The following is a 26,093-nucleotide window of genomic DNA, read 5'->3' as shown; positions in this document are numbered from 1 at the left end:
TGAGCTCTATTATATACTACAGAGAGTATATGAGTGGAAAGCAGAAACTACGCGCAATCAAACACAAAGCTTCGTGGGTGGCAAAACATCCCGGTCAGGTAGTGGAGACGGCAGCAGGTCATGCACGACTTGCAGTGCAGGCTGGCCCTGGCAAGTACATGGATCTCCGCCGCCAAAAACGCTCGCACCAGTTCGGTTGTGGCATTAAGACTGCCTATAGTCAGTATGAGATCAATACCTGGCGGCTGGCGCACTCGTATCCTTTGGTTCTGTTGCTTGTGGGTGAAACGGTGAATGACGAGCGGGCGCGAGAGCTTGTTGCGCTGCAAGCGGTTGTGCGTTGTCATTTTTTTGCTGCACCATCTGTCGCAGAAAAACTGCAAGCGTTGTCGGACGATATGCATATCGCGACAGCGACAGCACAGCTTACGGGTGTAGGGACATTTACGTTCACAGGACTACGCGCCACGATCATGCAGACGCATATGGACAACGACATCATATTGGTCAATCTAGCTGATATGTTACCAGATCACGCATATTTTGAGACCATACAACACGTTGCTTATAACTACCACGAAGAAGTTGGAATAGTTGCTCCGTCATACCTCTATGACAGTCAGCAATATAGCGGTGTTGAATTTGATCGTACGGCTGCCGAATTTAGATGGATGGGTTCGGTCGAAAGTGATATTGGACAACTTGCGATACCTCGCTACACCCTCACAAATTACTGGCATGGATTGTATGTGCGGTTTGATACGCTGTCGCGTTTGGCGCTTTCCTCGACAGATATTAACGGCAGTATAGATGAAGTGATGTCATATGTGATTGGACGAGCATGGCAACAAAACATTCGTACCCTTACATACTCACCCCTTCAGTTACAGGTCGTAACGTTACCCAATATGAAATTATTACCGTTCCACACGACATGGTTACTTGAGCCGCGTCGTACTACCAATGCGAAAGGACAGACACGAGTTATCTATGTGCTCAATGCAACGACTGTAAGTGGCGGCATTAAAGTAGTGTTCGAACATGTCAATGGTCTACTGAAACGTGGTTTTGAGGTAGAGATCTGGTCGGTTCAGGGGCAGCCAGACTGGATGGATGTTAATGTCACTGTGAAGAAGTTCTACAATTATCAGGATATTGAACTTGCACTGCGTGACGAAGATGCTATCAAAATCGCGACCTGGTGGGAAACTGGCCCACCCGTATGGCTTGCTAGCGTGAACCGTGGAGTGGGGGTGAATTTCATCCAAGAGTTCGAACCATGGTTTTATCCGGACGATGCCGACGCTCGCGCGGCCGTGGTGTCGACCTATCGCAGGGAGCTCGTGAGTACCACTACCACGTCGTACAATCAGGATGAGCTCGAGGCAGTAGGCCTGCGTGATATGATGATCATCCCAGTGGGCTACGACGGCTCGGTGTATCACGAGGACAAGAAAGTACCGCGTGCAACTGACACGATGTTGGCTGTCGGTCGCTCGTTTTTCCAGAAAAATTTCGAATTCACCAAACAAGCTTGGCTGTCACTCGGCGACAAGCGCCCAGCACTTACATTGTTTGGTTCTGAGCCAGATATTTTGCACGATGAGCGTGTTCAGTACCATGTCAAACCAACAAACGAAGAGGTGAATACACTATATAATACCGCCACGCTCATGGTTCAGACGTCTCGGCACGAAGGTTTCTGTCTCCCTGCTATAGAAGCGATGGCGGCCGGATGCCCTTTGATTTGTACAGATATGCATGGTAATCGTGATTTTTGCATAGACGGTGAGACATGCTTGATGGTTGAGCATGATAACATTGCACAGTTAGCCGGTGTAATCGAGCGCCTAAAAGAAGATACAGAGCTACAGGCGAAGCTTCGCAAAAATGGCCTCGCGATGGCAAAAGAATATGAGTGGTCTGCGATTATAGACCGCGTTGGTGAATTTTACAAAAGTCTTAGCTAGCGCTTTTTTACCGTATGATATGCACGCTTTGCCACGCCCCACACGGGTGTCTTTTTGAGGGCTTTCACTGGACGGGTTTGCTTAAGATAACTTGTCGTAGTAATCGGAGGAGTAATCGACTCTGCACGAGTAATTTCATCGAGTTTGCGCGGCGCGCGCGCGTCATAATGGCGAATATAGTTAGAGAGGTCTTTTAGTGTATTTCCCCAGCGCCAATCTTCGCGAGCCGTTTCGATATTCGCAACAATATCTTTGTACTGCTGCTTATTCTCATAGAGCGATAAAATAGCTGCTTCGGTGGCGTTAACGTCTTTACAAGGGGTCGTAATACCAAGGTTGTGAGAGCTGATATAATCCGCAAACCAGTCGCCACTCGTGACGATACTTGGGAGTTTGGCCCAGAAATGATCCAGAATACGAGTACGAAATGCGTACCGAGTCTCGAGTGATTCGATATGCGAAGAAATTGCTACGTCGGCATCAAGTAGATAGTTAGACCGCTCGCCTGCAGGTACCCAGTCCTCGAGGAAGATGACGTTTTTTTGATATACACCGAGTTTTTTGGCGTGCTCGATTGAGCGGTCGACGTTTTTTGGTCGGCCGACATGCTTGTTGGGGTGAACGACACCGTAGAAGACGAGTTTGATGTCGGGGTGCTGTTTCGCAAGATTTGCAACGGCAGTAATGGGAGTGATGGCGTCGAACCAGTCCCAGATACCACCCGCCCATAGTAGGACGAAGTCGTTTTTGCCGGTCAGTTTACCTTTTATCGGATGGTGAGTTTGTTGTGGCTCACCCGCCTCCATGCCAAACGTTGCATAACCGATGATGTCTTGGACTTCACGGGTGTCAAGATTGCTTGGTAGGAGACCTTGATTAGCCATCATGAAGCCGAGCCACCAGTCGCGCTGGCGCTCGTTGGAGCATACGAAATAACTACCGGTTTGGCAGCAGAAGCGAAAATAGCGAAGCAGCTCGATGTACTCTCTATCTTTATCGGCCGGATTAGTAAATCCACTAATCTTCTCGGCACCGACAGTTTCAACAGGGAGGGCGTTGTAGAAGTCATACACAATACGCTTGCCCTGCTCAATGGCGTAGGTTGCTGCATTGCGATCGAACATTTGGCAAAAAAGTACATCACTACTATCAATAAGCGTTTTAAGCTGATCGATGTGATTATATGATGCGAGCTTAACTCCTTCGATTGGATCAAGCGCCGTACTGCCTTCTATGCCGATAGCGAGAGTTGTATCGAATTCTCCGCCAAGCACGCGAGCTACCTCGACATACCGCATGCCAGGTCCGGCCATTTTTTTGCCGACAACATCCGGTGAGATGACGAGCACTCGTGTCGTGTTGGTTTTACTCATACTCCAAATATTGTATCATAGGTGAGAGCGAGTAAGTCTTATAAACAAGAGAGAGTAGCGTGATCAAGCAAACAGTCTATCAATACGGCAAAAAAGTCTATAAACGGATGCCCGAGGGTGCAAAGAAACGGTTTCATAAGGCCAGCCAGAAGGCGCTCTATTCCCACCACACTACAAACATCCCTGTAGTGGGTCCGTCGAAGGAGTCTATACGTGACTGGATCGCAGCTCATAAACGGCCTGTAAGTATCGTCATCCCGAGCTATAATGACTATCCACTACTAAAAGCTTGTATCGAGAGCATCTATGACACCTGCGCGCACCTAGAATACGAGATAATTGTATCCGACGATTACTGTCAGCCGGAAAACCGTGAATTGCTTAAGACACTCGAATCCGACAGGGTGAAAGTGGTCTTCCGCGAAGAGCGCGGTGGCTTCGCCAAAAACGTCAATACCGGCATGAAACATGCGAAACACGACATCCTGCTACTCAATAGCGATATCATTGCCTTGCCGGATTGGCTCGATGTATTGCAATACAGCGCCTACGCAATAGATGAGAAGATCGGTATGGTAAGTCCTAAACTCGTGTATCCAGATGGTCGTATTCAGTACGGCGGCACTTATCACGCACGAGTTATTGCGCCGCAGTGGTTTGGGCATAAATATGTTGGCCGAGCAGCAAGTGATATTCAAACATGTGTGCCGGGTTATAACCGTACTATCTCTGGTGCCTGCGCATACATCCGCCGCGAGGTGTACGAAGAGCTCGGCGGGCTCGATGAAAATTTCTGGCTAGGGTTTGAAGATGTCGACTACGGTTTGCAAGCCTGGGCCAAGCAGTATCGCTGCTACTATAACCCGGCATCTATCCTGATCCACTATGAATCGGCCACACGTGGTTATAGTCAGGGCAAGCGAGAATTGGCGTCAATGCGCTATTTCTGGCGACGCTGGGAGAAGCTTTTCATTAATCGCCCATCACTAGTATCAACAAAAGGCACACTTAAGCTTGACTACGTAATTAGTGATGCCGCACCTGCGCTATGGCGCAGCTATGTTGAGCAGCAGGTGCATGAGATGGATAAATTTGGTCACGACGCGGTGCTACATGTTATCGAGGCGGGACAGCCGGATGAACTGTTGATTGACTCAATCGGCACGCGTGAGTCGCTCAAAATCACCTGCGACTATGGTGCTGCAGATACTGTATGGTTGAGCGCGCTCGAACATGGTCGTGCCGTCTACTTGTTGCCAGATATAGAATCAACTCAATTCCCTCATGATCGCAACCAACAAGTGACGATTGTTGCTGGCTACCAGCCTGAGTTTAACTACATTACGCCGAATCGTTGGGCGGCCAATCAGCTGCAAGCTGAAACGGCATGGGAGTCATCGGCTCGCGTCGTGCCGGCACTTGACCTTGCTCATAAACAGATGGCACGCAAGAAACTTATTATGACTTTTGATCTCGACGATAAAAGCCGGGCGACAGTGGAGACACAAGCTAGCGTCAACGGCCTTAAGGTCGCTCATCACACTACAACTGATATGTCGGTCGAGAAGCTTGCGGAGCTTCGGGGGCAAGTTCCTATGTTTGTTGTGCAGGGCAAAGTATTTACTAATAGTTTCGTGAGCTTAGCGCTGATGTCACTCGGCGGTGTGTTGCTCTCGCCCATGGAGGACAAGGCGCGTTACGAAGTGATGGATGGGTATAACTCACTATCATTCAAAGATCGAGCGCAGCTTGCGAAGACGATCAACGACTTGCATGACGATGAGATAAATCGCACAGAACTTACTGCTAATGCGCAGCAAACGATTACACTATATGCAGGCCGTTCGTCTCGCGATACGGAAGCGGCGCTGCAGCTTATCGCAGAATCGTTGTTGTAGATACAGTAGTATCAAGACACCATCTGTCGTATAATGGACTATAACTACTATGGTAAATAACTTATTCGCTGCTAAAAACCGCATCTTGCTGCGTGAGCTAATTATTACCGATTTCAAGCTTCGCTATCAGGGATCGGCACTTGGATATGCATGGAGTATGCTCAAACCACTCTTCCTGTTTGCTATTCTCTATGTCGTTTTCAACCAGTTCCTGAAACTCGGTCGCGACATTGAGCACTTCCCGGTCTACTTACTGCTCGGTATTGTGCTATGGGGCTTCTTTACTGAAGCCACTACCAACGGGCTCAACGCGATTATTGCTCGCGGAGATCTGATTCGTAAGATTAATTTCCCACGCTATATAATCGTGATCTCGGGTACCGTGTCGGCACTCATCAACCTCGCTTTCAACCTGGTTGTGGTGTTTGTATTTATCCTACTCAACGGTGTCCATATTAGCCCCATGGCGCTGCTTGTTGTACCACTTATTATTGAGCTGTATGTGTTTGCTCTTGGGTTGGCGTTTTTCCTCTCTGCGCTTAATGTCAAGCTACGGGATATCGGCTACCTCTGGGATATATTTCTACAAGCGGCGTTCTATGCTACACCGATCATCTATCCGGTAGCAATGGTAGTTGCCGAGAGTCCGCTCGCTGCCAAGCTTATTATGCTTAACCCTATCGCACAGACGGTACAGGACATCCGCTATGTACTTGTGACACAAGACAGCATTACTCTTTATCAGCTCGTCAGTGGTTGGAAAGTATTGATTCCATTTGTCATCGTCATAGTAACATCGATATTCGGTGTCTGGTATTTCAAGAAACGAGCCAAGACGTTTGCGGAGGATATATAAAGTGGCCAATATACAGAAAACACCGGCGATTGTGGTTGAAGATTTATCGAAGACCTTTCGTATTCCTACGGAGCAAAGTTCTGGCATCAAGCAAGCAATCATTAATCGTTTTCGGGGCGTCAAAGGCTATCGTGAATTCAGTCCACTGCAAAATGTCAGCTTTACAATTAACGAAGGTGACTTCTTTGGTATAGTGGGACGCAACGGCAGTGGTAAGAGTACACTACTTAAGCTTCTAGCGGGTATCTACGAGCCAAATGGTGGTAGCATCCAAACAAAAGGCACACTCGTACCGTTCATTGAGCTGGGCGTCGGCTTCAACCCCGAGCTGACAGGTCGCGAAAATGTATTTCTCAATGGTGCGCTGCTCGGTTTTAGCCACACTGACATGGCGAAAATGTATGATGATATCGTAGAATTTGCCGAGTTGGGTGATTTTATGGAAGAGCGCCTCAAGAACTATTCTAGTGGCATGCAGGTGCGCCTAGCATTCTCTATTGCGATCCGTGCCGATGGCGATATTCTACTGCTCGACGAAGTACTGGCCGTAGGTGACGAAGCGTTTCAGCGTAAATGCAACGAATATTTCCTCAGCCTCAAAAAACGTAAAAAGACCGTCATCCTGGTAACACATGATATGGGGGCGGTGACTAAGTATTGTACAAAGGCTTTGCTGATTGAGAAGGGTAAAATCAAGATCGAAGGCAACCCTGAAGATGTTGCAAACCAGTACGTTGCCGACAATTTACCGGCCGACGTGAGCAAAAGCAAGGATGACGGTAAATATGAGACCGGACTGAGCAAAGATACGCCAGTACTGCGTAATGTTGCTGTGTCAAAAAAGGTCGTGACAAGTGACGACGTATTTCGTTTCTCGATTGAATACACGAATCATTCGCATAAGAAAGTCTATGCGGCGTTTTCCCTGCTCGATGTACGGCGAGGCGGTGTGGTATATGACAGCGGTTCCATAGAAGCACTTGGAGGCAAGCAGACTCTGACGTTTGACATACCACTCAAATGGTTCAACAGTGGTGATTTCAAAATTATTTCGTCGCTGCGAGATGGTGCCAACCCCAAAAAAGCCGGCGTACTTGGTTTTACAAGTGATGTGAATTCTGCATTTTTCTCTATACGCAACAAAGGCGAGAAATCGGATTACGCGCTATTAAACGGGGAAGAGTTGCAGGTTAAGCGACTGTAAAGGTAATTCTGTTACGATAGATATCACAAGACTAAAGAGAGGGGATGTTTGAGGTATATTAGCGAGCTACTGACTCGAGTAGGCAGGCGCCTCGATCGTCGCCACTATAGTCATGCTGACGGTGCAATATTGACTCTCACGGGGTATTTCAATTACGGTAATGTTATTCAGCGCTATGCGCTACAACAATTCCTCGTTCAGCATGGCCATAAATTTGTATCGTATGTCGATACGCATTCGGCGCCACACGATCATTACAGGATCACTCGGCGGAGTCGCCTCAAAACTCCTGCCCGAGCAATTAAACGCTTCCTTAGGTCGCAGCGGCCATACTGGTACGTGCCATCACTCTATGATATACACCCAGAATCGCATCGTATCGGACATATCATCGAATTCGTAAACGATAATATATGGATCAAGCCGTTTGACCCCAAAGATACGTTTGGACACTATGTAGTTGGTTCTGATCAGGTATGGCGCAACTGGTGGAATAATAGTGAGACACTTGGCTACTACTTTCTCGATTTCTTAGAGGGTCGCGAGGTAAACCGTGTAGCATATGCAGCGAGCTTCGGTATGGAGCAGATCGGCGATGCTATGACGCCAGACGACATCGAATACGTACGACCCCACATACAGCTATTTGATAGCCTTTCGGTGCGCGAGGAGACGGGCGTCGATATAGTGTTCGATACATGGGGGCGCGACGACGTCGTGAATACTGTCGATCCGACACTTTTGCTTTCACGAAATGACTACTCTACTCTCATAGACAAAAGCGCGGCGTCGGACGAACAAGTGCAGCCAGTCTTTACTTATATTATCGACCAGACCACAAAAGAAAAAGCGTTCATCTCGCGGATGAAGCGATATTACGGTGTGGCAAAGGCGACCGAGATTCGAACACATGGTGGCGCAGAAAATGATACACTGCCTCCTATGGAGTTATGGCTCAAAGGGTTTCGCGACAGCGATCTCGTCGTCACCAATTCCTACCATGGCCTGCTGTTCTCTGTCATTAACAACACAAACTTTATCGTAGTAGGTCGCACTCACGGTGGCTTATCGCGTCTGCATAGCTTTCTGTCTGAATATGGACTCGAAAGCCGGTTTGTCGACGAAACTGCACTTGATGCGTTTGACCCAAGTTCGCTAGATACTATCGACTGGACACACATTAATTCGCAGCTGGATAAGCGTCGCACGCAGAGTGGCGACTGGCTACTTCAGAGTCTCAACTAAAATACAGCCCTGCTGCTGGTATAATGAAAGACATGAAGACACCGCTCGTATCTGCAATTATCACCTGCTATAACTATGGGGAGTTTGTAGGCGAGGCAATAGAGAGTCTACTAGCACAAACATATAGCAATATCGAGATCATCGCTATAGATGACGGATCGACAGATAACTCGTTGCAGGTTATCAATAAGTACCAGAGTAATCTACGGGTTATTAGTCGCGCAAATCACGGGATTGTCTATACTCGCAACGAAGGATTACGAATAGCAAAAGGTGAGTATGCAGTATTTCTCGATGCAGACGACTTCTTCGATAAGGGATATATCGAGCAGATGGTTGCTATTGCCGAAAAGACTCATGCTGATGTAGTGTATCCAAACTGGCATGTGTTTGGCGACCAAGAATATCGCACTGAGTTTGCCGAGTTTGACGTGCAAAAGCTCATCAAACAGGAGCTGCACTGTACGGCTGAGTCATTGATCCGACGCAGCGCCACGGTGGATCATGAGTTTGAAAGTGTTGCTATTGCCGAAGATTGGGATTATTTCCTAGGGCTTGCGCTAGCTGGCAAGAAGTTTGTGTTGGCGGCGGATTCATATATCAACTACCGGGTCCGTACTGGTACGCGAGCAACCACTAAGACACTCTGGGAGAATATGTACGATTTCTGCGCCATCCTAGAGAAATGGCAACAGAAATACCCAGACGTCGTGAATCATCTAGATCTCCCTATCGGCTGCGGTATGCAGCGCGATGGCCAGATAGATGAACTCAAACAGAAACTTGCCACTAGCGAAGCTATGGTAAAGAAACAGGATCAAGACGCGCGGCAAATGAGGCATGAAATCTCTCGCTTAGACAAGGATATTCACAAAATTTATCGCTCAAAGAAATATCGAATCGGTGAAACTATCGCTCGCCCACTCGCCCTTGTGAAGAAACCACATCGCGAAACGAAGTAGAAAGTTTCTTCGAGGTTTAGCGCACTAGGAACGTATTGCTTGCCCAGAGCGGCCTATTGCCTGCGTAAAGTACCGAGTTGCCATCACCCTGTATACGGAAGATGGTGCCACCGGTAGAATTGGTTCGTGTCGACCAGGTAGCATAATTATTGCCATCGTAGGTAACGATATTGCCGTCGTTTTGGATGATCATACGGTCAAACTTTCTGCCATAGGTGTTGCTAGCCCAGATAGCACGCGTCGGCGTATAGAGGACGATATTGCCGTCTGTCTGTAAGGTGAGGCGGTAATAACGATCTGGCGTGAAAAGTGACTGACCTGGGAAAATAGTTTGGTCACCAAGCACAAGACTGTTCGCGAGGTCGGTTTGATCAAATGTTACAGAGTTGGATGCCCAGGCTGCACTGCCGTTTTTATACATCACCAAGTTGCCGTCGCTTTGCAGGGTGAGCTGGCCGCTTGTGCCAGGCGAGAATGTATTAGATGCCCAGAGCGGCGTGTTGTCGCGGTACAGTACTAGATTGCCATCGGTTTGATTGACAAGGCGATTGGCGCCGCTATTGTCGGTGTTACTAGTCCAACGCTTAGTATAGTTGGTCCAGATTTCTAAGCTTCCGCCAAACGACAGGTGAAGTACCGAGTGGCCGTCGCTCGAGATGATGTTTTGGCCCGGGGTAAGGGTAGCGCCGCTACTGAGTTTGTCGTTGGTGGATTTATACTTAGTGTCGAGTGCCGCTGCCACAGAGATATTGTGTAGGAATGTCGGGTTCGACACCCAGCCGGCACCTTCCACTACGACACCAAACCATTCTTCGTAGATATCTGGCGATTGTGGAGCTGTGAGGCTGTAGTTGAAGGTGGCTTGATTGCCGGGAGCGACATCGCCACTCTCAGTGTAGCCGCCTGTACGATTTGGTTGCTGCCAGCTGCTGTCGGCGAACGCTGAGCTTCGATCCTGACCCCGTTGTGTACCGAGTCGTGTTGTAGCTTTGGGCCAGGTGAGCCAGCCTGTGTTAGTGGTAACGACGCGCGCATAGACTTTTTGGCCGGGTTTGATATTGTAGATGCCGTTGGTGTTGGAGACAATCTGTGTGCGTGCGGCGTCATAGTAGAGTGTGGTCGATTCGACACGCCAGCTATAGGGTGCACCGGATGTGTTACCAAACCATGAGGTGAAGTAGCGGTAGAAGTTGATATTGCCGTAGGCACCACATGGAACAGTTGTGCCCATGGCGGCCGCGAGTGCTGCAGCGTTCGGTTGGTAGGGGGTGTAGTTGTAGAGTGCCTGAGTGGCGCGGTTTTGGATCGCAACATTGGAGCCGCCACAGCTGGCGTCTGGATTGTAGCGGATGTAGTTGGTACCGACTATATAGGGTGTATACCAGCTAGGTGATGCATCCATGATGGCCCGGAACATTTTGGCAGCCCAGCTTAGTTGATTAGTGAGGCCATAATACTGTGAGTCGCATGGAGCGGTGTCGGGGCAGCCGTAGCCGGTGGCTGAGCGGTACTGGACCGAAACAGGCCAGGTGTCGGTGACAAGCCCCTGCTCTTTTTGGAGGAGGACGATCAAAACTTGCGGGTTGATAGAGTAGGCCTGAGCAGTGTCGTAGATAATCTGCGCGGCAGAGCGGCCGTTTTCGGTATAGTCGCGCAAGCAGGTGTAAGGTGCCATGTAGCCACGAGCTTCGGCCCACTGGCGACGAGTGCCACCACCGTACTCCGATGTCTGGGTGCCCCAGGTGTCACAGCTCGGTACTTTGCTATTCAGAAACGCCTGAATATAGGCGGGGCTCATGGTGTTTTTGTCGGTGAATACACTGTCGTCGATGATACGGCCAGCGTCGAATCCGGCAGCATGTGTAGTATTGCCGACAAGTGATATGGTGAGGGTGATCGCCAATCCTGCGCATGTGAGGCCAATGCCATGGAGTAGTGAATACATACCTATTACTACCTTACCTCTATGGTGCCAGTTACGCCACCAGTATGGCTACTGCCACTGAGCTGCATTGAGACGTTCCAGGTACCCGTGCTGAGCTCGCTCGTAGGGATGTCGAAGCCCTGGCAAGTTGAGGACTGAGCGAGCGACTGAATAGCCGCTTGTTTGGTGACGGTTGCACTACCTTTTGTGAGCGTCAGTTGGCAGGTGCCGCCAGTGACGACAGAGTTGATGAGGAAGCGAAGTTGGTAGGTGTTGCCGTTTTGGGCGCTTGCAGAGATAGTGACGGCAGCAGCAGGAGTAGTGGTAGATGTACCGGTGTCGGTCGAGGCACCAGATTGCTTGTCGCTGTTGGTGCTAGTATCAGAGTCAGACGCACCCTGTTGGCTCGAGTTGTTGATCGAATCCTGTTTTGTCTGAGTTCCCGCGTCCTTTTCCTCTTGTGTGGCTGGTTTGGTGGTGTAAGATTCGGACTGCTGACTACGCGTATGTATTACATACCATGCGCCCACTGCTACGGCGACGCAAAGTATGATAAGCGATGTGATGATGAGCGGTTTTTTGCGACTTTTTTGTTTTTGTAGCTGCATATATGCTCCTTTTGCCTTCTATTGTATCTGAAAGGCTTATGTTTTACAACAGATAGTTTGCAAAAGTACAACGAAGTTGTATTTTATATGATTTTTAAGTCAATCTGCTCGTGTATAATTGTGAGTAAGTGACAAATCTGAAAAAACGATGCGGTTCGATGTGGAAGCGATATAAGCGTGATATCTACGCGTTGCTTGTGATTGTGATCTGTATTGTGCTGGCAAACAGCATTTCGATTTTTCTGACGAACCCAAATCCGGTCTTGAAGCGCTCTGGTTTGCCGCTTATGGGTCAGACCGACTACACACGCTATATTGACGGTGACAACACGATAGACCCGAACGACGGTTACACCAAACAGGCGCTCGGAACAGCAGCAGCTCGTCAGGTGCAAGCGGGCGATATGCCTTACTGGAATCATGACGAGGGGATTGGATTTCCATTACTTGCAAACGCACAGTCGGCGGCACTGTTCCCGTTGACGCTACTACTTACGGTGCAGGGTGGTTTTTTGCTGTTTCAGCTGGCACTGGAGCTTATAGCTGGCGTCGGAATGTATCTTTTCTTGCGCAAATTGGAACTGGATCGTCGCGCTTCTACGGTGGGCGGCGTACTCTTTGGCTTGTGCGGCACATTTGCATGGCTCGCCAATGCCGTCTGTAATCCCGTGGCGTTTTTGCCGTGGATGTTGCTGGGTATTGAGTATCTACGAAATGGTACAGCACGGACACGACATCCGCTATGTATAGGTGTCATTTTTTCGCTTAGTCTCGCACTATCGCTCTACGCGGGCTTTCCAGAGACAGCCTATCTCAACGGTCTTTTTGTACTCGGCTGGGCACTTGTGCGTACTGTAGGGTTAGAGGGTTCGAGATGGCGATATTACATGAACCTTGGGTTGTCTGGATGTGTGGGGCTGCTGCTAGCGGCTCCAGCTATTGTGCCGTTTGTGCAGACTCTCTCAGTTTCGCATCTCGGAGTGCACGACGGTGAGGCGCTGAAGCACGCAGGCCTGAGCTGGGCGGGGCTTCCGATGATGTTTGTGCCGTATGTATACGGGGCGATGTCGGACGCGGGGTCAATCGAACTGCTAGGCACTTGGTTTAGCATTGGCGGCTACGTCACGTTTGCTGCATTGCTACTGGCACTACTTGGGATGTTCGCCACGAAGTACCCACGCGCAGTGCGAGTGTTCTTGGTAGTATGGGCAGTGGTAGTGACGGCTAGAATTTTTGCCGCACCACTTATTACGGACATCCTGAGTGTATTGCCCGCTATGAAGGAGACGGCTGTATATCGGTACCTCACACCTACAGTGGTGTGTGCGGTAGTGATTCTTGCGGCGATGGCGCTTGATCATGTGGCTCATAGGGGGGTATCGCGCAAGATGCGCTATACGTTTGGTGCGGGTACGGCTACGTTTGTGATTGTCATCGCGCTGATCGTGTGGAGCCAGATCCCGGGCAATACCGACACGACAAATTATAAGCGTTGGCTGATATTATCTGTTGGGATTGCGGGTGTCGTAGTAGGCGCAATTTCGTATCTCGTGTATGCGCCACGTCGACATAGACGTATAGCGCTGGCGCTTGTTACTGTAGTAGTGATCGCGGAGGCTGTAGTGCTATTCGCAATCCCACAGCTTGCCGCGACTAAGCGACCAGCGCAAGTTGAAGATGGAGCGGTACAATTCTTGCGTACCAACTTGGATCAGCAGCGTTTCATCTCGTTTGGGCCGATCCAGGCAAACTACGGTTCTTATTTTGGTATCGCTCAGGTCAATAATAACGATCTACCTGTGCCGACACTGTGGGCAGATCATATCACCAACAAGCTTGCGCCGGAGGCGGGTGATCCGGTCAATTTCACCGGCGTATACTCCACGGATCTCGCGAAACATCCACCTATTCAGGAGTTTTTGGCCAATATCGACGAATATCGCAAGATCGGGGTAAAGTACGCTGTATTCGGAGAAAATGGTATCACGGAGGCGCAGGCGGCCTCGGCTGGCTTGGTGCGTGTATATGATCGCAACACGGTCTGGGTTTATGAATTGCCGCACCCGGCGCCATATGCCGAGTCTGACCTCTGCACGATCCAGGCGCAGACGCGAGATCAGATGACGGCATACTGCCACGAAGCGGGTACATTGGTGCGTCGAGAGCTGTTTTATCCGGGGTGGCAGGCTACTGTCGACGGGCACCAGGTTGATATTCAGCAAGAGTCGGATATATTCCAGAAGATATCTCTGCCGAAGGGTGAGTCGAAGATTACCTTCTACTATGCCCCTCCTAATATAGTATGGAGTTGGATATTGTGTGCGTGTGCGTGTGGCATACTGATAGGGACGCTGTTGTGGCGACGGCTCAGGTGATTTTTCGGAAAGTGGTAGGTGTACTGAGACGTCCAGATTATTTCTTTGTGTTGATTGCGGCAATACTTGGTTTTGTAGTGCTTGCACTCGTACCGCCGCTTCAGGTGCCAGACGAGATAGGGCACTTTTCGCGCGCGTATGCACTAAGCGAACTAAATTTCCGGCAAGACAATCTATCCACCGGATCGGGTGCACACTTGCCGACTGCAATCGGTCAGTTCGAAGAGATGGTGAGTCGCGACAACCTCCCTAATCTATATACGGCGAAGTATACCCCTGACACTGCGCGGCGCGCTATGGCGATACGCGTGACACCTGAGCGTACGGATCGCATGTTTGTGAATCTGGCAGCGTACTCACCTGTCGCATATGTGCCGCAGGCTACGGGTATAGCGGTGGCGCGTCTGTTTACGTCGCGCATAGGAGTGATGTTCTACGCGGCGCGTATTTGTAACTTACTCTTTTTTGTGGGGCTATGCTACGCGGCAATACGACTCATACCTGTAGGCAAGTGGCTGATAGCGGCTGTGCTCGTTTCTCCTATGGTAGTGTTTCTTGCTGGGTCGCTTTCTGCTGACGTCTCGGTGTTTGTCTACACAACTCTCCTGATAGCAATCACCATGTATCTCTGGACACGCACACCCCCACAAATCCAGACCAGATGGTGGGTCATATTGGGCATCGTCGCGTGTGTACTCGCACTCTCCAAACAGGCATATATTGTGTTTGTGCCTTTTGTTGCACTGTTGCTTGTTCGGCGGACCAAACAGTTCAGGTGGCGCACTAGCCAGCTGTATGCGAGCCGAATACTACCTGTGTTACTAGTATTTCTCTCTGTCGTAGTTGCGTATATAGGCTGGACATACGTCAATCAATCCACAGATGCCGATACAAGTCTGATACAGCGTGCGAATGGGTTTGCCGTAAATCCCGAGGAGCAGCTTCGTAAAGTGACGAGCGATCCACTCTATGCCGTGTCGACGGTCGCAAGTACGGCAGTTGGGCAAGCCTCAGATGAGACATTCCAGTCGATGTTCGGGTCGTTTGGTCGGCTCAATGTCAATCTTCCCATGTGGGCTATAGGCATGTACGTTGTAGTGCTTCTACTCTTTGTAGGATATGTGTCGCAGGCTAACGCGTCACTCTTAGTGCAGCAGCGAACTCTGGCATTGATTATTGCTGGCGTCTTAGTGGCGGTGTGCAGCCTAGGCATATTTGTGAGCCTCTTGCTGGTGTGGACACCAGTGGGGGCCGAAAGTGTGGCGGGGATACAGGGGCGGTATTTTATTCCTTGTTTGCTACTACTGGCTCCGGGTGTCGTAGGTGTGTATCGCCATACGCTTCGCCTGCGCTATCTCATTCTACCTATGACCATTGTACATCTGAGTATGTGTATCCTCTTGATAGATCGGTATTACGGTTTCTTTACATAGGAATCATAAAGTAGCCTCGCGGAGAGGCTACTTTATGGGAGTCTATAGGATTTCTATTTTGACTCGTGATACTCTTTTTCGACGTTGACGTTCCAGACGTTTTCTTTGTCTTTGCGGCCCGTCTTGATGTTGTCGACTGCGGCGATGGCAGTGAGCATGGAATGGTCTTGGTTGTTATAGCGGTGCTGACCGTTGCGACCAATGAGGTAGAGGTTGTCGAACTCGTCAGTGAAGTCTTTGACCTTGTCGAACTCTTGGTAGGTGCCGAAGTACGCAGGATAGGTCTTCTTGAGTTTGATTACAGTTGTATCGAGCACCTCTTTTGGATCGAGAATATCGATCTTCTCGAGCTCTTTGATACCAAATTCCGCCATGTCTTTGTCGCTCTTTTTCCAGACATCATCTTTTTCGCTTACCACGTATTCCATGCCTACCCAGATCTGATCTTGGTCTTTGATGAGGTACGGGCTCCAGTTGTTGAAGATTTGCAATCGGCACACTTTTACATCTGGTTCTTGGATATAGATCCAGTTGTCGGGCACGATGTTATTCTTCGTCTTGCGTTCGGTATGGTTGGCGATCTTGAGCTTGTTAGCTAGGATACCCACCGTGATGAAGTCGCGGAACGGCAGACCTTTGGCGACACGCTTGACATCGGCTGGCACCTTGACGCCGTCGAACGCAGCGATCAGCTCGTTGACTGGCATGGTCGAGAAGAAGTAGTCACCAGTGACTTTGGTGGTCTTCTTTGTTTTGTAGTCGTGTACATCAACAGCTACGATCTTGCCGTCTTTGGCGTGGATTTTGGTGATGACTTGGTTCATGCGGACTTCGCCGCCGCCCTTCTTTACCATCTTGGCGACCGTTTCCCACATGTGGCCAGGGCCAAGTTTAGGATAGAGGAATGATTCGATCAGGCTTGTCTCGACGTTTTTCTGGCTAATATCAGCTTTTTTCTTTGGTTTGACGGCGTTGAGCATGACTTTTGATACCGACAAACCCTTGACGCGCTGTGCGCCCCAGCTAGAGTCGATCTCTTTTGGTGGAACACCCCAGAGTTTCTCTGTGTAGCTGGCAAAGAAGGTGTTGTAGAGTTCCTTGCCGAAACGATTGATGTAGAAGCCCTCTAGATTGGATTCGTCTTCTTTGCGGAACTTGGTGGCAGCATAGCCATAGCCGATTTTGGCAATTTTCTTTGGGCCGAGGTTTTTGACGGTGCTTTTGCTGAGCGAGACTGGATAGTCGTAGAACTTGCGGCCATAGTAGATGCGGCTCAGGCGGCTGCGTACAAGCATTACATCGTCTGTCTTGTCTGGATTCGGGCCCTTGCCGCCTTTGAGCGTGCCTTGTTGGCCACGGTATTTCATGATGAACGTTTTGGACGCAGGTGTGTTTTCGATTGGCAGGATGTCGTTCCACCATTTCATCACAGTGTCAGACTTGGAGAAGAAGCGGTGACCGCCGATATCGATACGGTTGCCTTTGTAGTTTACTGTTTTTGAGATACCACCGATATCGTTTGAGGCCTCAAATACGATTGGTTTGATATCGGTGTTTTTGATCAGCTCTAGTGCGGCTGTGAGGCCTGCAGGGCCGGCACCAATAATGATGGCAGTCTTTTGTTTCGTCATGTCCTATCCTAATCTCTCGCTAAACCTTAAGGTTGTTTGATTTATTACTTCTACCATACCATATTTTCTACTCGTTCGGGTAGTTATTTGGCCGATATAGCACACCGTACTTATGGTAGAATGGAGACTAGTATGAAGAAAAAGACAATTTTGATCACGGGAGGGGCTGGCTTTTTTGGCTCTCTACTCAAAAAAGAACTGCTCGACAAAGACTATACAGTCGTATCCGTTGATATCGAAAAGGACACATTTACGCATCCTCATTTTACTGCGTACCAGGGTGATATACGCGACATGGAGTTACTTGAGAAGATCGCAACGCAGTACAAATTCGACGCGATATTCCACGTGGCTGCCATGCTAGCGCATGCCGTCAAGGACAAGCAGTTCTTATGGGAGAGTAATGTTGACGGCACGCGCAACGTCGCGGAGTTGGCGAAGAAATTTGGTATCGAGCGTGTAGTATTTACATCGTCGAACTGTTTGTGGGGCGAAAGCTTCGATCGGCCAGTGCTCGAGACAGATGAGCCAAACCCAGTAGAGATATACGGACGCTCAAAACTCGAAGGCGAAAACATTTTGAATGAATACACAGACGATTTTCATGCGATCATGTTCCGCTGCCCGACTATCATCGATGCGGGACGCCTGGGGCTGCTCGCTATCCTGTTCGAATTTATCGACGAAGACAGGAAAGTATGGGTTGTCGGTGGCGGCAAAAACCGCTACCAGTTTATCTATGCCCAGGATCTTGTAGATGCGTTCGTGAAGTCGTTGTCGTACAGCAAATCGAATATTTTCAACATCGGTTCGGACGACGTGCCGACGTTTGGCGAAGCATACGAATATGTCATTAAGCAGACAGACTCGAAAGCGCGCGTCGCCAATTTTCCCCGTTGGATCGCCATCCCTGCCATGCAAGTGGCGTACTTCCTTAGACTGTCACCACTCGGTCCATATCAGTACAAGATGATCGCCGAAAGTTTCGTATTTGACACCTCAAGGATCAAGAAAGAGCTGGGCTGGAAGCCAACACTCACTAATAGTGAAATGCTCCAGAGAGCCTACGCCTACTACCACAAGAACCGCAAAGAGATCGAGAATCGTAAAGATGTGTCCGCACACAACCAAGCGGCCAAAATGGGTGTGATTCGCCTTCTCAAGTGGATGTCATGACCAAGCGACGCACGATTGGTGAGTATTACAATCTACTGTTTGTGGATCGTTCACAACATGGGCTGATACAGCTGTTTCGCTATATATTTGTGGGCGGCTTTTCTGCATTAGTAGATATAGGTAGTCTCTATATATTTACTTCGCATCTTCATATTCACTACCTTGTATCGGCATTTTTGGCGTTTATATTGGGTACGATTGTGAACTATTTTCTGAGTATTCTATGGGTGTTTGAAAGCTCGGACAAGAAGAAGACAGAGTTCCTACTTTTTTCACTCATTGGTTTTGGGGGACTATTGCTTAACGGCTTGATACTATGGGTAACGGTTGAGCAGTTCCATATTTTCTACCTCATCGGCAAACTGATATCTGTCGCGATTGTTGTGTTCTGGAGCTTTAGTCTGCGTAGGCTGCTCTTCGCTAAACTAGCTGGCGGTGCAATGACGCAATGATTCAGAGGGGCAATACTGCGATTTGGCGGCAGTGGTGGTTATTGGTTGCCGCTATGGTGGGTCTCTTCGTCTCGATACTGCTGTTCTACCCCGGCATGCGCACCACTGATACGGTATGGCAACTCTGCCAGGCGACAGGCGATTGCCAGCTTGACACATGGCATCCTATCGCAATGGCCCTGGTGTGGTCAGGGCTGATATATGTCATGGGCGGCAACGACAGCGGATTGTTGCTATTACAGCAAGTGTTTTTGTGGTCAGGACTCTATGTGTTCGCTGCGTTGATGTTTGGTCGCACTAGGAGTGTCGCCAAGGCGCTGGCCGTATTTGCTTTGGCCTTTGTGCCGAGTGTATTGGCAGTGAGTGGGGTACTCTGGAAAGATACTCAGATGGGAACTGCATTGCTGCTCGCGGCGTCGCTGACGTGGTTGCTTCGTACGGAGTATATTACAGCTCGATGGTTGCGCATATCTATTGCCACCATAACCCCGCTGCTACTTATCTATGCAATTGCACTGCGCGTCAACGCGGTGGCCGCGGTACTACCACTCATGTGGCTTTATGCAGATACATTGTTGCCGCAAGGTAGTAAGCGCCGCAGCTTGATGGTGAGCGGTGTCACGGTAGGTATAGCGATCGGTTCACTTATCTTTGTAAGTCTGCTTGGGTATATGACACATGCATACAAAAGCTCTTCGACTGTGACAATGTATGCGCTGGATATCGTGAATATTGTCCCGAGCGATGAGATACAGCGCACCGCACCTGCGAATGTCAGAGACAAGCTCGTGCGCATATCGGGCTGTTCGCTGTACGCACAACCGCAGACCAAACTTGCTACATGGGAAGAGTGCTCAGGTGGTTTCAAGAACGAAACTGGTTTTCATGATGCACACGTACGCCGAGAGCTGGTACGGTACTGGACACAGGTGGTATCACAGCATCCTGCAAGGTATATGGCGCAAAAAGTCGAGACATATATGCAGTTCTTGTTCCCGGACGAGTCGCAGATGGTCTTCCCGCGGCAAGACGAAACCAAACTCACGAGTAGGGCGACACAGTCAATCCTGTATTCCTACACTGTCAACTTTGGTTACGCCAATTTCAGGTTTATATACGCAGCGTGGTTTTGGGTCGCAGTGAGCCTGTTGTGTGCCGTCTATATCACACGCAGACACCGTAGGAGTACACTATATTCACCAATCATAGTGATGCTAGCGTCGTCGATGCTCAATATTCTGTCGTATGCACCGGGTAGTATCGTCACAGATGCGAGATTTCTCTACTGGAGTATGTTAGCTACTAGTATTAGTGTCCTATTTGTGTGGTTTGTGGTTCGAAATGCACCGCGCTCAATCTTGCGTAAAACTTCACACTAAAAAACCTCTCAGGTTGACCGAGAGGTTTTAAAGGGTCTTGTTGCTAGGCGAGGTAGTTGCCGTAGCCTGATTTCTTCAGCGGGACGGCGAGTTCGTCGAGCTGTTCGCGGGTGATGAAACCTTGTTCGTAGGCGGTTTGTTCTGGGCTTGCGATGATGCGGCCGGTGCGCTTCTGAATGACTTTCACGAAATCGGCTGCGTCGGTCATGCTGTCAATCGTGCCGGTATCGAGCCAGACGTCGTCGAACAGGGAAACACTTAATTTACCACGCTGCAGATAGGCATCGAGTACAGATGTAATCTCTACTTCGCCGCGCTCGCTTGGTTGGACATTTTTGGCAATCTCTACCACGTCATTGTCGCAGAAGTATAGGCCTGCATTGGCGTAGTTGGATTTTGGATTGGCTGGTTTTTCCTCGATCGAGATTGCCTTCATGTTCTCGTCGAACTCGTAGACGCCGTAACGGTGAGGGTCTTCTACCTCGGCAGCGAAACCGACAGCACCATCGACATCCGTGAGCTTTTGAAGCTGTTTGTCGAGGCCGATACCATAGAAGATGTTATCACCTAGAATCATGGCTACCTTGTCGCCGCCAATGAACTCCTCGCCAATAGTGAAAGCTTGGGCTAGGCCGTCTGGGCTTGGTTGTGCGGCGTATTGAAGTGAAATACCCCACTGTGAACCGTCACCAAGCAGATTCTGAAATGCAGCCTGGTCGTGGGGGGTTGTGATAATGAGAATGTCGCGAATACCGGCCGACATCAGTGTTGTCAGCGGATAATAAATCATCGGCTTGTCATAAATCGGCATCAGCTGCTTACTAATACCTTTTGTAATAGGCCACAAACGTGTGCCGGATCCACCTGCGAGAATAATACCCTTCATAAAAACTCCTTTATTTCTCCAAATACTCTGTTAGTGCGGTCTTCCACTCACGCGGAGCGAAGCCTGTAGCTTTTATTTTCTCAAGATTGAGCGTACTTTGCAACGGGCGAGGGGCAATACCTGTCTTACCCTCGTAATATTGCTCGGTGGTGACTTGTGTGACATCGTCACGGGACTTACCGCTCAGCTCGTAGACTTCAGCTGCGATATCAGCCCAGCTGGCTGGCTCACCATCATTACTTATGTTGTAGGTGCCAAACGGTGCCTTATTGTCGAGGAGATGCTTAATACCAGCGGCTAAGTCCTCGGTAAATGTGAGACGTCCAATTTGATCGCTGACGACGCTTGGTTTGATACCCTTTTCAGCCAACGAATTCATGGTGCGTACGAAATTGTTACCGTCGCCGATAACCCAACTAGTGCGAGCGATGTAGTGGCACGGAGTGGTGCTGACAACGATATCTCCGGCGGCTTTGCTCTGTCCGTAGACGCCCAGCGGTGCGAAGTCCTCATCCTCCGTGTGCTGCTCGGCTGTGCCATCAAATACGTAATCGCTCGAGACGTGGACGAGCGTGATGCCGTATTCGGTAGCGATGCGAGCAAGGTTAGCAACAGCGGTGGCATTGGCAGTCCAGGCGTCGCGGCGACCCTGCTCCGTCTCGGCTAGGTCGACAGCCGTATAGGCTGCTGCGTTCAGGATTGTACCATAATCACGCCAGCGACGAGCGGTGAAGACATCTGGCGAAGAGATGTCGAGAGAATCACGGTCAACACACTCTGCCTCTGGGTATAGAACCTGAAGCGCACGACCTAGTTGCCCATTGGCTCCGACTATGAGGGTTTTCTTGGGTTTGATCGCCACAGCATCAGCGAGGTTCGGATGATTTTTGTCTTTGTCGGAGATTTCGCACTCGCTGAGCGGAATCGGCCAGTCGATGCCAATCGACTCGTCGAACATACTCACGAACGAGTACTGAGCGTCCGGCGACCAATGGTCGTTGACCAGGTAGCTATAGACGGTGTTGTCTTCGAGCGTTTGGTAGCCGTTGGCCACGCCGCGGGGGACGAAAATGGCTTTGGACGGATCAAGTTCGACAGTGAAATGCTCGCCATAGGTAGCGCTGCCTTCGCGGATGTCGACCCAGAAACCGAAGATACGGCCACTACCAAGTGAAACATACTTATCCCATGGTTCGGCGTGGATACCGCGTGCCACACCGCGCTTATCGTTGAAGCTAAAGTTGTTTTGGACTGGCCCAAAATCAGGCAGGCCGACGGCAGTCATCTTCTCGCGTTGCCAGTTCTCCTTGAACCAGCCGCGATTATCACCGAAGACAGGCAGATCATATACAACGAGTCCATCGATAGATGTTTCGTATGATTTGAGTTGTTTATTGAATTCAATTTCTGAAGATATATCTGCCATTTCCCGTACTTGCACCTCCTTTAATGCTCCTTGTATTATATCATTATGGACACTACAAACCGACCTAGCAATGAAGAGATTAGTCAAGCGGTAGACACGCTCAATAGATTGCCGCGAGGATACCTTCCTTTCGACTTGTTTATCGCCGTGAGCGCCAAGATAACACAGCCGTCATACGAGCTCTTGGCTATACGTGTAAATCAGGGTATCACTGAAGTACTCCTGACTCAGCGTCCAAAAGATGATCCTTTCTGGCCGGGCGAATGGCACATGACTGGCACGATAATTCGGGCATCGGATGCCGAAGGACAGGACTTCCCAAGTTGTAGGGAAAGAGTGCTACGTGATGAAATGCATGGAGTCGTCAAGCCTATAGACGAGATTGAGTATGCGGGGCTTCGTTTTGGTGATTCCAGGCGTGCAAAAGAACTAAATCACATGTTTTATTTCGTAACTGATGTCAGCGACGACGAGATACAAGAAGGAAAATTTTGGCCAGTTGACGCGCTTCCGGAGCGCACTATCACTCATCATAGGATCATGATTCCTCGTATCGTAGATATGTTTTTGGCGGCAAACTAATCTCTGTGCGTAACTACCAGATCATCGGTCGGGGGTTTGACTGGCCGAAGTAGTAGTGTGTATTGACGGGGCCGCCACTGAGCGTGTTGCGGAGCGACCACTCGCCGTTGCCCGGGTTGTAGGTGCCGATCCCGTCGGAACTACCGCCGTTCCAGTTGCCGACGACCGGGTAGGTGCCGAGGCCGCCGTACTGGAACGAATAGTCTGGTACGCCGGAGTTGTTTTCGTTGCGCAGTCGCCAAGAGCTAGTGTCGGTTTCGAACACGCCGATGGTGTCACGGCCGTCGCCATTCCAGTCACCGACGACAGGGATACCCGCACCGCCATACTGGAAATCGGCATTGGCTGGGCCACCGTCGTTGCTGTTACGGAGTGTCCAGCGCATGGCGGGGTCGACCATGCCGATGGTGTCGATCCCGTCGCCATTCCAGTCACCACAGACTGGTTTGCCGTTGGCGGGGCCGTACGACACAACCTTGTCGGCGACACCCGTAGTGTAGCTAGCACGGAAAAACCACGTGTTGCCAGATACTACCACTGGTAGCTTAGTGCCTGGTTTGGCGGGATCCCACGCGCACAGTAGCATGTTGGGCGGGAATCCATAGCCAAACTGCTGATCCTGTACACCCTCGGTGAGATCGTCTTTGAGTAGCCAGTTGGCACCATTTGACACGGCAGGCTTGGAGGCGTTAACAACGCGACATTTGGAAAACTCGGAGGTTTCTCGTGGCGACGAACCGTCCATGAGCGTAGCAGTAGTGGTGAGATATGTGTTGCCCGGCAGTGTTGTGGGGGTTTGGTATGAGAATGAGATATTGCCAAACTGGTCGGTGCCGACAATCTGTGAGCCGACATATGAATTACCCTCGCCGTAGTTGTCTGGCTTACCTGCGTTGCAGCCTGCGCTGTTGAAGAAGTCTATGCGGTATTGTTTGTTTGGCGCACTACTCATCATACCGCTCACAGTGGTAGTGGTCGACGAACCGACGTTGTTGCGTACCGAGTATACATCGGGGAAGTTCTGATGGTGATTCACGCCGGCATCTCCGTCACCCGCATCATTCTGGCTGACCTTGTTACCGTCGATATCTATACCATAGCCACCGTTTTCACCGATCGAGTTGCCGACGATGGCGATATTGTAGCCGCCCCATAGCACCACACCACCCTGTGCATTGCCCGAGTAGCCGTCGCGGGTACGGCCGATATAATTGCCAGCGATTGTGTTGGTATCGGTAGCGTCGCCTGCTGTTACGATACCAGCTCCACCATTGGCACCGATGTAGTTGCGACCAGTGCCCAGGTCATTGCCGATAGTGTTGTTGGGCGAATTGAGGATCCCAATACCGTCCATACCGTTGCGCACATTGGCGTTTGACGCGCCGTTGATGTCGAGACCGATATGGTTACTGAGCACGAGATTGCCAGTCCCTGATCCACCAGATAGAATCATACCGTTTTGGCCGTTACCTGAGATGACATTACATGGCGTTGATGCTGCGCTACATGGTATGGCTGCGTCAACCGTGCCGCCAATAGTGTTGTTTCGTGCGTAGCCGTTGCCCAGGCCCGGTGAGTTACCGACGCTAATGCCGATACTGTAGTTACCGACAGCACCAGTACCAGCGGAGTTGGTGCCGACGAAATTGCCTGCTACGACGTTACCAGTGGTGGCACTACCAGTGAGCAGGATACCGGCGCCCTTGTTGCCCGAGATCACATTGCGTCCAGCGGCGGTTGCATTGCCGATGGTGATACCGGCAGCTTCTTGGGACTCGATGCCGATGTCGTCGTTTGGTACCGCACTGGTGCCGCTTGCGTTGAGCCCGACGAAATTGCCTTTCACGGAGTTGTTGTCTGCTAGGTAGAATCCTATGCCGTTGTGGGTATTGCCGGAGAACAGGTTACATGAGCCGGTGCATGCGCCACCGGGTGTGGTGCCGGTCGTGCCGCCTATGTCGTTGTGTTGGCTGTTGTTCAGTAGGATAGCATCTCCGTAGTTGGGGATGGCAGCTGTGCCGGCAGCGTTAGTACCAGCGTAGTTACCGATGATTTTGTTACCGGTGGCAGCCTGGTTGGTGATGCCGATACCATTAGCAGCGTTGCCGGATATGACATTGCGATCGGCCACTGTGGTGCCACCGATGGTGTTGTTGGCGGTAATCATACCGACGCCGTCGACTTGGTTTCCAAGCTTAGTGGTGCCATCGAGACCGATGCCGATATAGTTGCCAGCAACTGTATTACCACCACCGCCAGTGATCATGACACCGTTGCCCTTGGCGCGATTGATTACGAGCCCACGAAGTGTACTATTCGACGTGTTGATCCATAAGCCAGGATTACTATCACTAGTGCCTCCGGCATTGATTTCGATAATTGGCGCACTCGTCCAGCCAGGCTGGGTAGTGCCATCTATCGTGACAGGCTGATTGAGCGGAGGGAGTGAGGTGGTAGGGGCGATAGTCTGTGCACCACTACCTATCGAGAAGCAGATGTAGTCTGCATTGGAGCCAGAGTTGGCGCTGGTGATAGCTTGGCGAAGCGAGCCCGCACCTGAGTTATTAGTATTGGTAACGGTCTGCGTGCAGGTGGCGGCGTGAGCTACTGGTAATAATGCGGCACCATATAGAATACCCACAAGTAGTCCTATCGGTAATAATCCGTAACGCTTCTTCATATAATCTCCCCTATTTCTCATTTAAGTATACTA

Annotated in this window: 19 protein-coding genes; 12 read left to right on the top strand and 7 right to left on the bottom strand. The window is 50.1% G+C overall.

Annotation, left to right across the window (positions count from 1 at the left end; genetic code table 11):
* Nucleotides 1–29: 29 nt before the first annotated feature.
* Nucleotides 30–1,970 carry a glycosyltransferase family 4 protein gene (locus GII36_RS05835; RefSeq protein WP_260763415.1) on the top strand — a complete coding sequence of 647 codons (1,941 nt, stop codon included), beginning with the start codon at nucleotides 30–32 and terminating at the stop codon, nucleotides 1,968–1,970.
* On the opposite strand, the gene GII36_RS05830 is transcribed toward GII36_RS05835, so the two are convergent.
* Nucleotides 1,967–3,343, bottom strand: a complete 1,377-nt coding sequence (locus GII36_RS05830; protein WP_260763412.1) for a glycosyltransferase — start codon at nucleotides 3,341–3,343, stop codon at nucleotides 1,967–1,969. The genes GII36_RS05835 and GII36_RS05830 overlap by 4 nt on opposite strands.
* A gap of 59 nt (nucleotides 3,344–3,402) precedes the next feature.
* Here GII36_RS05830 and GII36_RS05825 point away from each other — a divergent pair, with 59 nt between their 5' ends.
* From GII36_RS05825 to GII36_RS05805, 5 genes are read left to right on the top strand one after another with little or no spacing between them, the layout of a single operon-like run.
* On the top strand, nucleotides 3,403–5,241 hold the full coding sequence (locus tag GII36_RS05825; protein WP_260763410.1) for a glycosyltransferase family 2 protein: 1,839 nt from the start codon (nucleotides 3,403–3,405) through the stop codon (nucleotides 5,239–5,241).
* Nucleotides 5,242–5,290: 49 nt separating this feature from the next.
* Nucleotides 5,291–6,097, top strand: a complete 807-nt coding sequence (locus GII36_RS05820) for an ABC transporter permease (RefSeq protein ID WP_260763408.1) — start codon at nucleotides 5,291–5,293, stop codon at nucleotides 6,095–6,097.
* Between the two features lies 1 nt (nucleotide 6,098).
* Complete coding sequence (locus tag GII36_RS05815) at nucleotides 6,099–7,301, top strand: ABC transporter ATP-binding protein (protein ID WP_260763406.1); 1,203 nt, start codon at nucleotides 6,099–6,101, stop codon at nucleotides 7,299–7,301.
* Nucleotides 7,302–7,349: 48 nt separating this feature from the next.
* Entirely contained in the window at nucleotides 7,350–8,546 is a 1,197-nt protein-coding gene (locus GII36_RS05810) for a polysaccharide pyruvyl transferase family protein (RefSeq protein ID WP_260763403.1), read from the top strand.
* 32 nt (nucleotides 8,547–8,578) lie between these two features.
* Nucleotides 8,579–9,508: a glycosyltransferase family 2 protein gene (locus tag GII36_RS05805; protein WP_260763401.1), complete on the top strand. Its 930-nt coding sequence runs from the start codon at nucleotides 8,579–8,581 to the stop codon at nucleotides 9,506–9,508.
* A 16-nt stretch (nucleotides 9,509–9,524) separates the two neighbouring features.
* Here the strand turns inward: GII36_RS05805 and GII36_RS05800 are convergent, their stop codons facing one another.
* Nucleotides 9,525–11,453 carry a LasA N-terminal domain-containing protein gene (locus GII36_RS05800; RefSeq protein ID WP_260763399.1) on the bottom strand — a complete coding sequence of 643 codons (1,929 nt, stop codon included), beginning with the start codon at nucleotides 11,451–11,453 and terminating at the stop codon, nucleotides 9,525–9,527.
* An 8-nt stretch (nucleotides 11,454–11,461) separates the two neighbouring features.
* Nucleotides 11,462–12,040: a hypothetical protein gene (locus GII36_RS05795; protein ID WP_260763397.1), complete on the bottom strand. Its 579-nt coding sequence runs from the start codon at nucleotides 12,038–12,040 to the stop codon at nucleotides 11,462–11,464.
* Between the two features lie 158 nt (nucleotides 12,041–12,198).
* On the opposite strand from GII36_RS05795, the gene GII36_RS05790 reads away from it, so the two are divergent.
* Both GII36_RS05790 and GII36_RS05785 read left to right on the top strand, forming a co-directional pair.
* A complete protein-coding gene (locus GII36_RS05790; protein WP_260763395.1) occupies nucleotides 12,199–14,415 on the top strand; it encodes a YfhO family protein in 2,217 nt (738 codons plus the stop codon).
* Entirely contained in the window at nucleotides 14,397–15,848 is a 1,452-nt protein-coding gene (locus GII36_RS05785; RefSeq protein WP_260763393.1) for a DUF2142 domain-containing protein, read from the top strand. Before GII36_RS05790 ends, GII36_RS05785 begins: the two co-directional genes overlap by 19 nt.
* 53 nt (nucleotides 15,849–15,901) lie before the next feature.
* Here the strand turns inward: GII36_RS05785 and GII36_RS05780 are convergent, their stop codons facing one another.
* Nucleotides 15,902–17,479 carry an NAD(P)/FAD-dependent oxidoreductase gene (locus GII36_RS05780; RefSeq protein WP_260763391.1) on the bottom strand — a complete coding sequence of 526 codons (1,578 nt, stop codon included), beginning with the start codon at nucleotides 17,477–17,479 and terminating at the stop codon, nucleotides 15,902–15,904.
* Between the two features lie 132 nt (nucleotides 17,480–17,611).
* Between GII36_RS05780 and GII36_RS05775 the strand changes: the two genes are divergently transcribed.
* The 3 genes from GII36_RS05775 to GII36_RS05765 are packed head-to-tail and all read left to right on the top strand — an operon-like array spanning nucleotide 17,612 to nucleotide 20,486.
* Complete coding sequence (locus tag GII36_RS05775; protein ID WP_260763390.1) at nucleotides 17,612–18,655, top strand: NAD-dependent epimerase/dehydratase family protein; 1,044 nt, start codon at nucleotides 17,612–17,614, stop codon at nucleotides 18,653–18,655.
* Complete coding sequence (locus tag GII36_RS05770) at nucleotides 18,652–19,107, top strand: GtrA family protein (protein ID WP_260763387.1); 456 nt, start codon at nucleotides 18,652–18,654, stop codon at nucleotides 19,105–19,107. The genes GII36_RS05775 and GII36_RS05770 overlap by 4 nt, the downstream gene beginning before the upstream one ends.
* Complete coding sequence (locus tag GII36_RS05765; RefSeq protein WP_260763385.1) at nucleotides 19,104–20,486, top strand: hypothetical protein; 1,383 nt, start codon at nucleotides 19,104–19,106, stop codon at nucleotides 20,484–20,486. The genes GII36_RS05770 and GII36_RS05765 overlap by 4 nt, the downstream gene beginning before the upstream one ends.
* Before the next feature lie 43 nt (nucleotides 20,487–20,529).
* On the opposite strand, the gene rfbA is transcribed toward GII36_RS05765, so the two are convergent.
* On the bottom strand, nucleotides 20,530–21,372 hold the full coding sequence (rfbA, locus tag GII36_RS05760) for a glucose-1-phosphate thymidylyltransferase RfbA (RefSeq protein ID WP_260763383.1): 843 nt from the start codon (nucleotides 21,370–21,372) through the stop codon (nucleotides 20,530–20,532).
* Between the two features lie 10 nt (nucleotides 21,373–21,382).
* Nucleotides 21,383–22,798 carry a sugar nucleotide-binding protein gene (locus GII36_RS05755; RefSeq protein ID WP_260763382.1) on the bottom strand — a complete coding sequence of 472 codons (1,416 nt, stop codon included), beginning with the start codon at nucleotides 22,796–22,798 and terminating at the stop codon, nucleotides 21,383–21,385.
* Nucleotides 22,799–22,843: 45 nt separating this feature from the next.
* Here GII36_RS05755 and GII36_RS05750 point away from each other — a divergent pair, with 45 nt between their 5' ends.
* Nucleotides 22,844–23,380 carry an NUDIX hydrolase gene (locus tag GII36_RS05750; protein WP_260763379.1) on the top strand — a complete coding sequence of 179 codons (537 nt, stop codon included), beginning with the start codon at nucleotides 22,844–22,846 and terminating at the stop codon, nucleotides 23,378–23,380.
* A gap of 13 nt (nucleotides 23,381–23,393) precedes the next feature.
* Here the strand turns inward: GII36_RS05750 and GII36_RS05745 are convergent, their stop codons facing one another.
* Entirely contained in the window at nucleotides 23,394–26,081 is a 2,688-nt protein-coding gene (locus GII36_RS05745; RefSeq protein WP_260763378.1) for an autotransporter outer membrane beta-barrel domain-containing protein, read from the bottom strand.
* Nucleotides 26,082–26,093 lie beyond the last annotated feature (12 nt).

Source organism: Candidatus Mycosynbacter amalyticus (genome assembly GCF_025273655.1).
GTDB classification, from domain to species: Bacteria; Patescibacteriota; Saccharimonadia; order Saccharimonadales; family Saccharimonadaceae; genus Mycosynbacter; species Mycosynbacter amalyticus.
Note: the sequence above shows the minus strand (reverse complement) of the source record. Positions and strands in the feature narration are given on the sequence as shown.

What these genes read in the sequence shown, in the direction of transcription:
- GII36_RS05835 (WP_260763415.1), top strand. Translation starts at nt 30, where the DNA reads ATGAGTGGAAAGCAGAAACTACGCGCAATCAAACACAAAGCTTCGTGG.
- GII36_RS05830 (WP_260763412.1), bottom strand. Translation starts at nt 3,343, where the DNA reads ATGAGTAAAACCAACACGACACGAGTGCTCGTCATCTCACCGGATGTT.
- GII36_RS05820 (WP_260763408.1), top strand. Translation starts at nt 5,291, where the DNA reads ATGGTAAATAACTTATTCGCTGCTAAAAACCGCATCTTGCTGCGTGAG.
- GII36_RS05805 (WP_260763401.1), top strand. Translation starts at nt 8,579, where the DNA reads ATGAAGACACCGCTCGTATCTGCAATTATCACCTGCTATAACTATGGG.
- GII36_RS05800 (WP_260763399.1), bottom strand. Translation starts at nt 11,453, where the DNA reads ATGTATTCACTACTCCATGGCATTGGCCTCACATGCGCAGGATTGGCG.
- GII36_RS05795 (WP_260763397.1), bottom strand. Translation starts at nt 12,040, where the DNA reads ATGCAGCTACAAAAACAAAAAAGTCGCAAAAAACCGCTCATCATCACA.
- GII36_RS05790 (WP_260763395.1), top strand. Translation starts at nt 12,199, where the DNA reads ATGTGGAAGCGATATAAGCGTGATATCTACGCGTTGCTTGTGATTGTG.
- GII36_RS05780 (WP_260763391.1), bottom strand. Translation starts at nt 17,479, where the DNA reads ATGACGAAACAAAAGACTGCCATCATTATTGGTGCCGGCCCTGCAGGC.
- GII36_RS05775 (WP_260763390.1), top strand. Translation starts at nt 17,612, where the DNA reads ATGAAGAAAAAGACAATTTTGATCACGGGAGGGGCTGGCTTTTTTGGC.
- GII36_RS05770 (WP_260763387.1), top strand. Translation starts at nt 18,652, where the DNA reads ATGACCAAGCGACGCACGATTGGTGAGTATTACAATCTACTGTTTGTG.
- GII36_RS05765 (WP_260763385.1), top strand. Translation starts at nt 19,104, where the DNA reads ATGATTCAGAGGGGCAATACTGCGATTTGGCGGCAGTGGTGGTTATTG.
- rfbA (WP_260763383.1), bottom strand. Translation starts at nt 21,372, where the DNA reads ATGAAGGGTATTATTCTCGCAGGTGGATCCGGCACACGTTTGTGGCCT.
- GII36_RS05755 (WP_260763382.1), bottom strand. Translation starts at nt 22,798, where the DNA reads ATGGCAGATATATCTTCAGAAATTGAATTCAATAAACAACTCAAATCA.
- GII36_RS05750 (WP_260763379.1), top strand. Translation starts at nt 22,844, where the DNA reads ATGGACACTACAAACCGACCTAGCAATGAAGAGATTAGTCAAGCGGTA.
- GII36_RS05745 (WP_260763378.1), bottom strand. Translation starts at nt 26,081, where the DNA reads ATGAGAAATAGGGGAGATTATATGAAGAAGCGTTACGGATTATTACCG.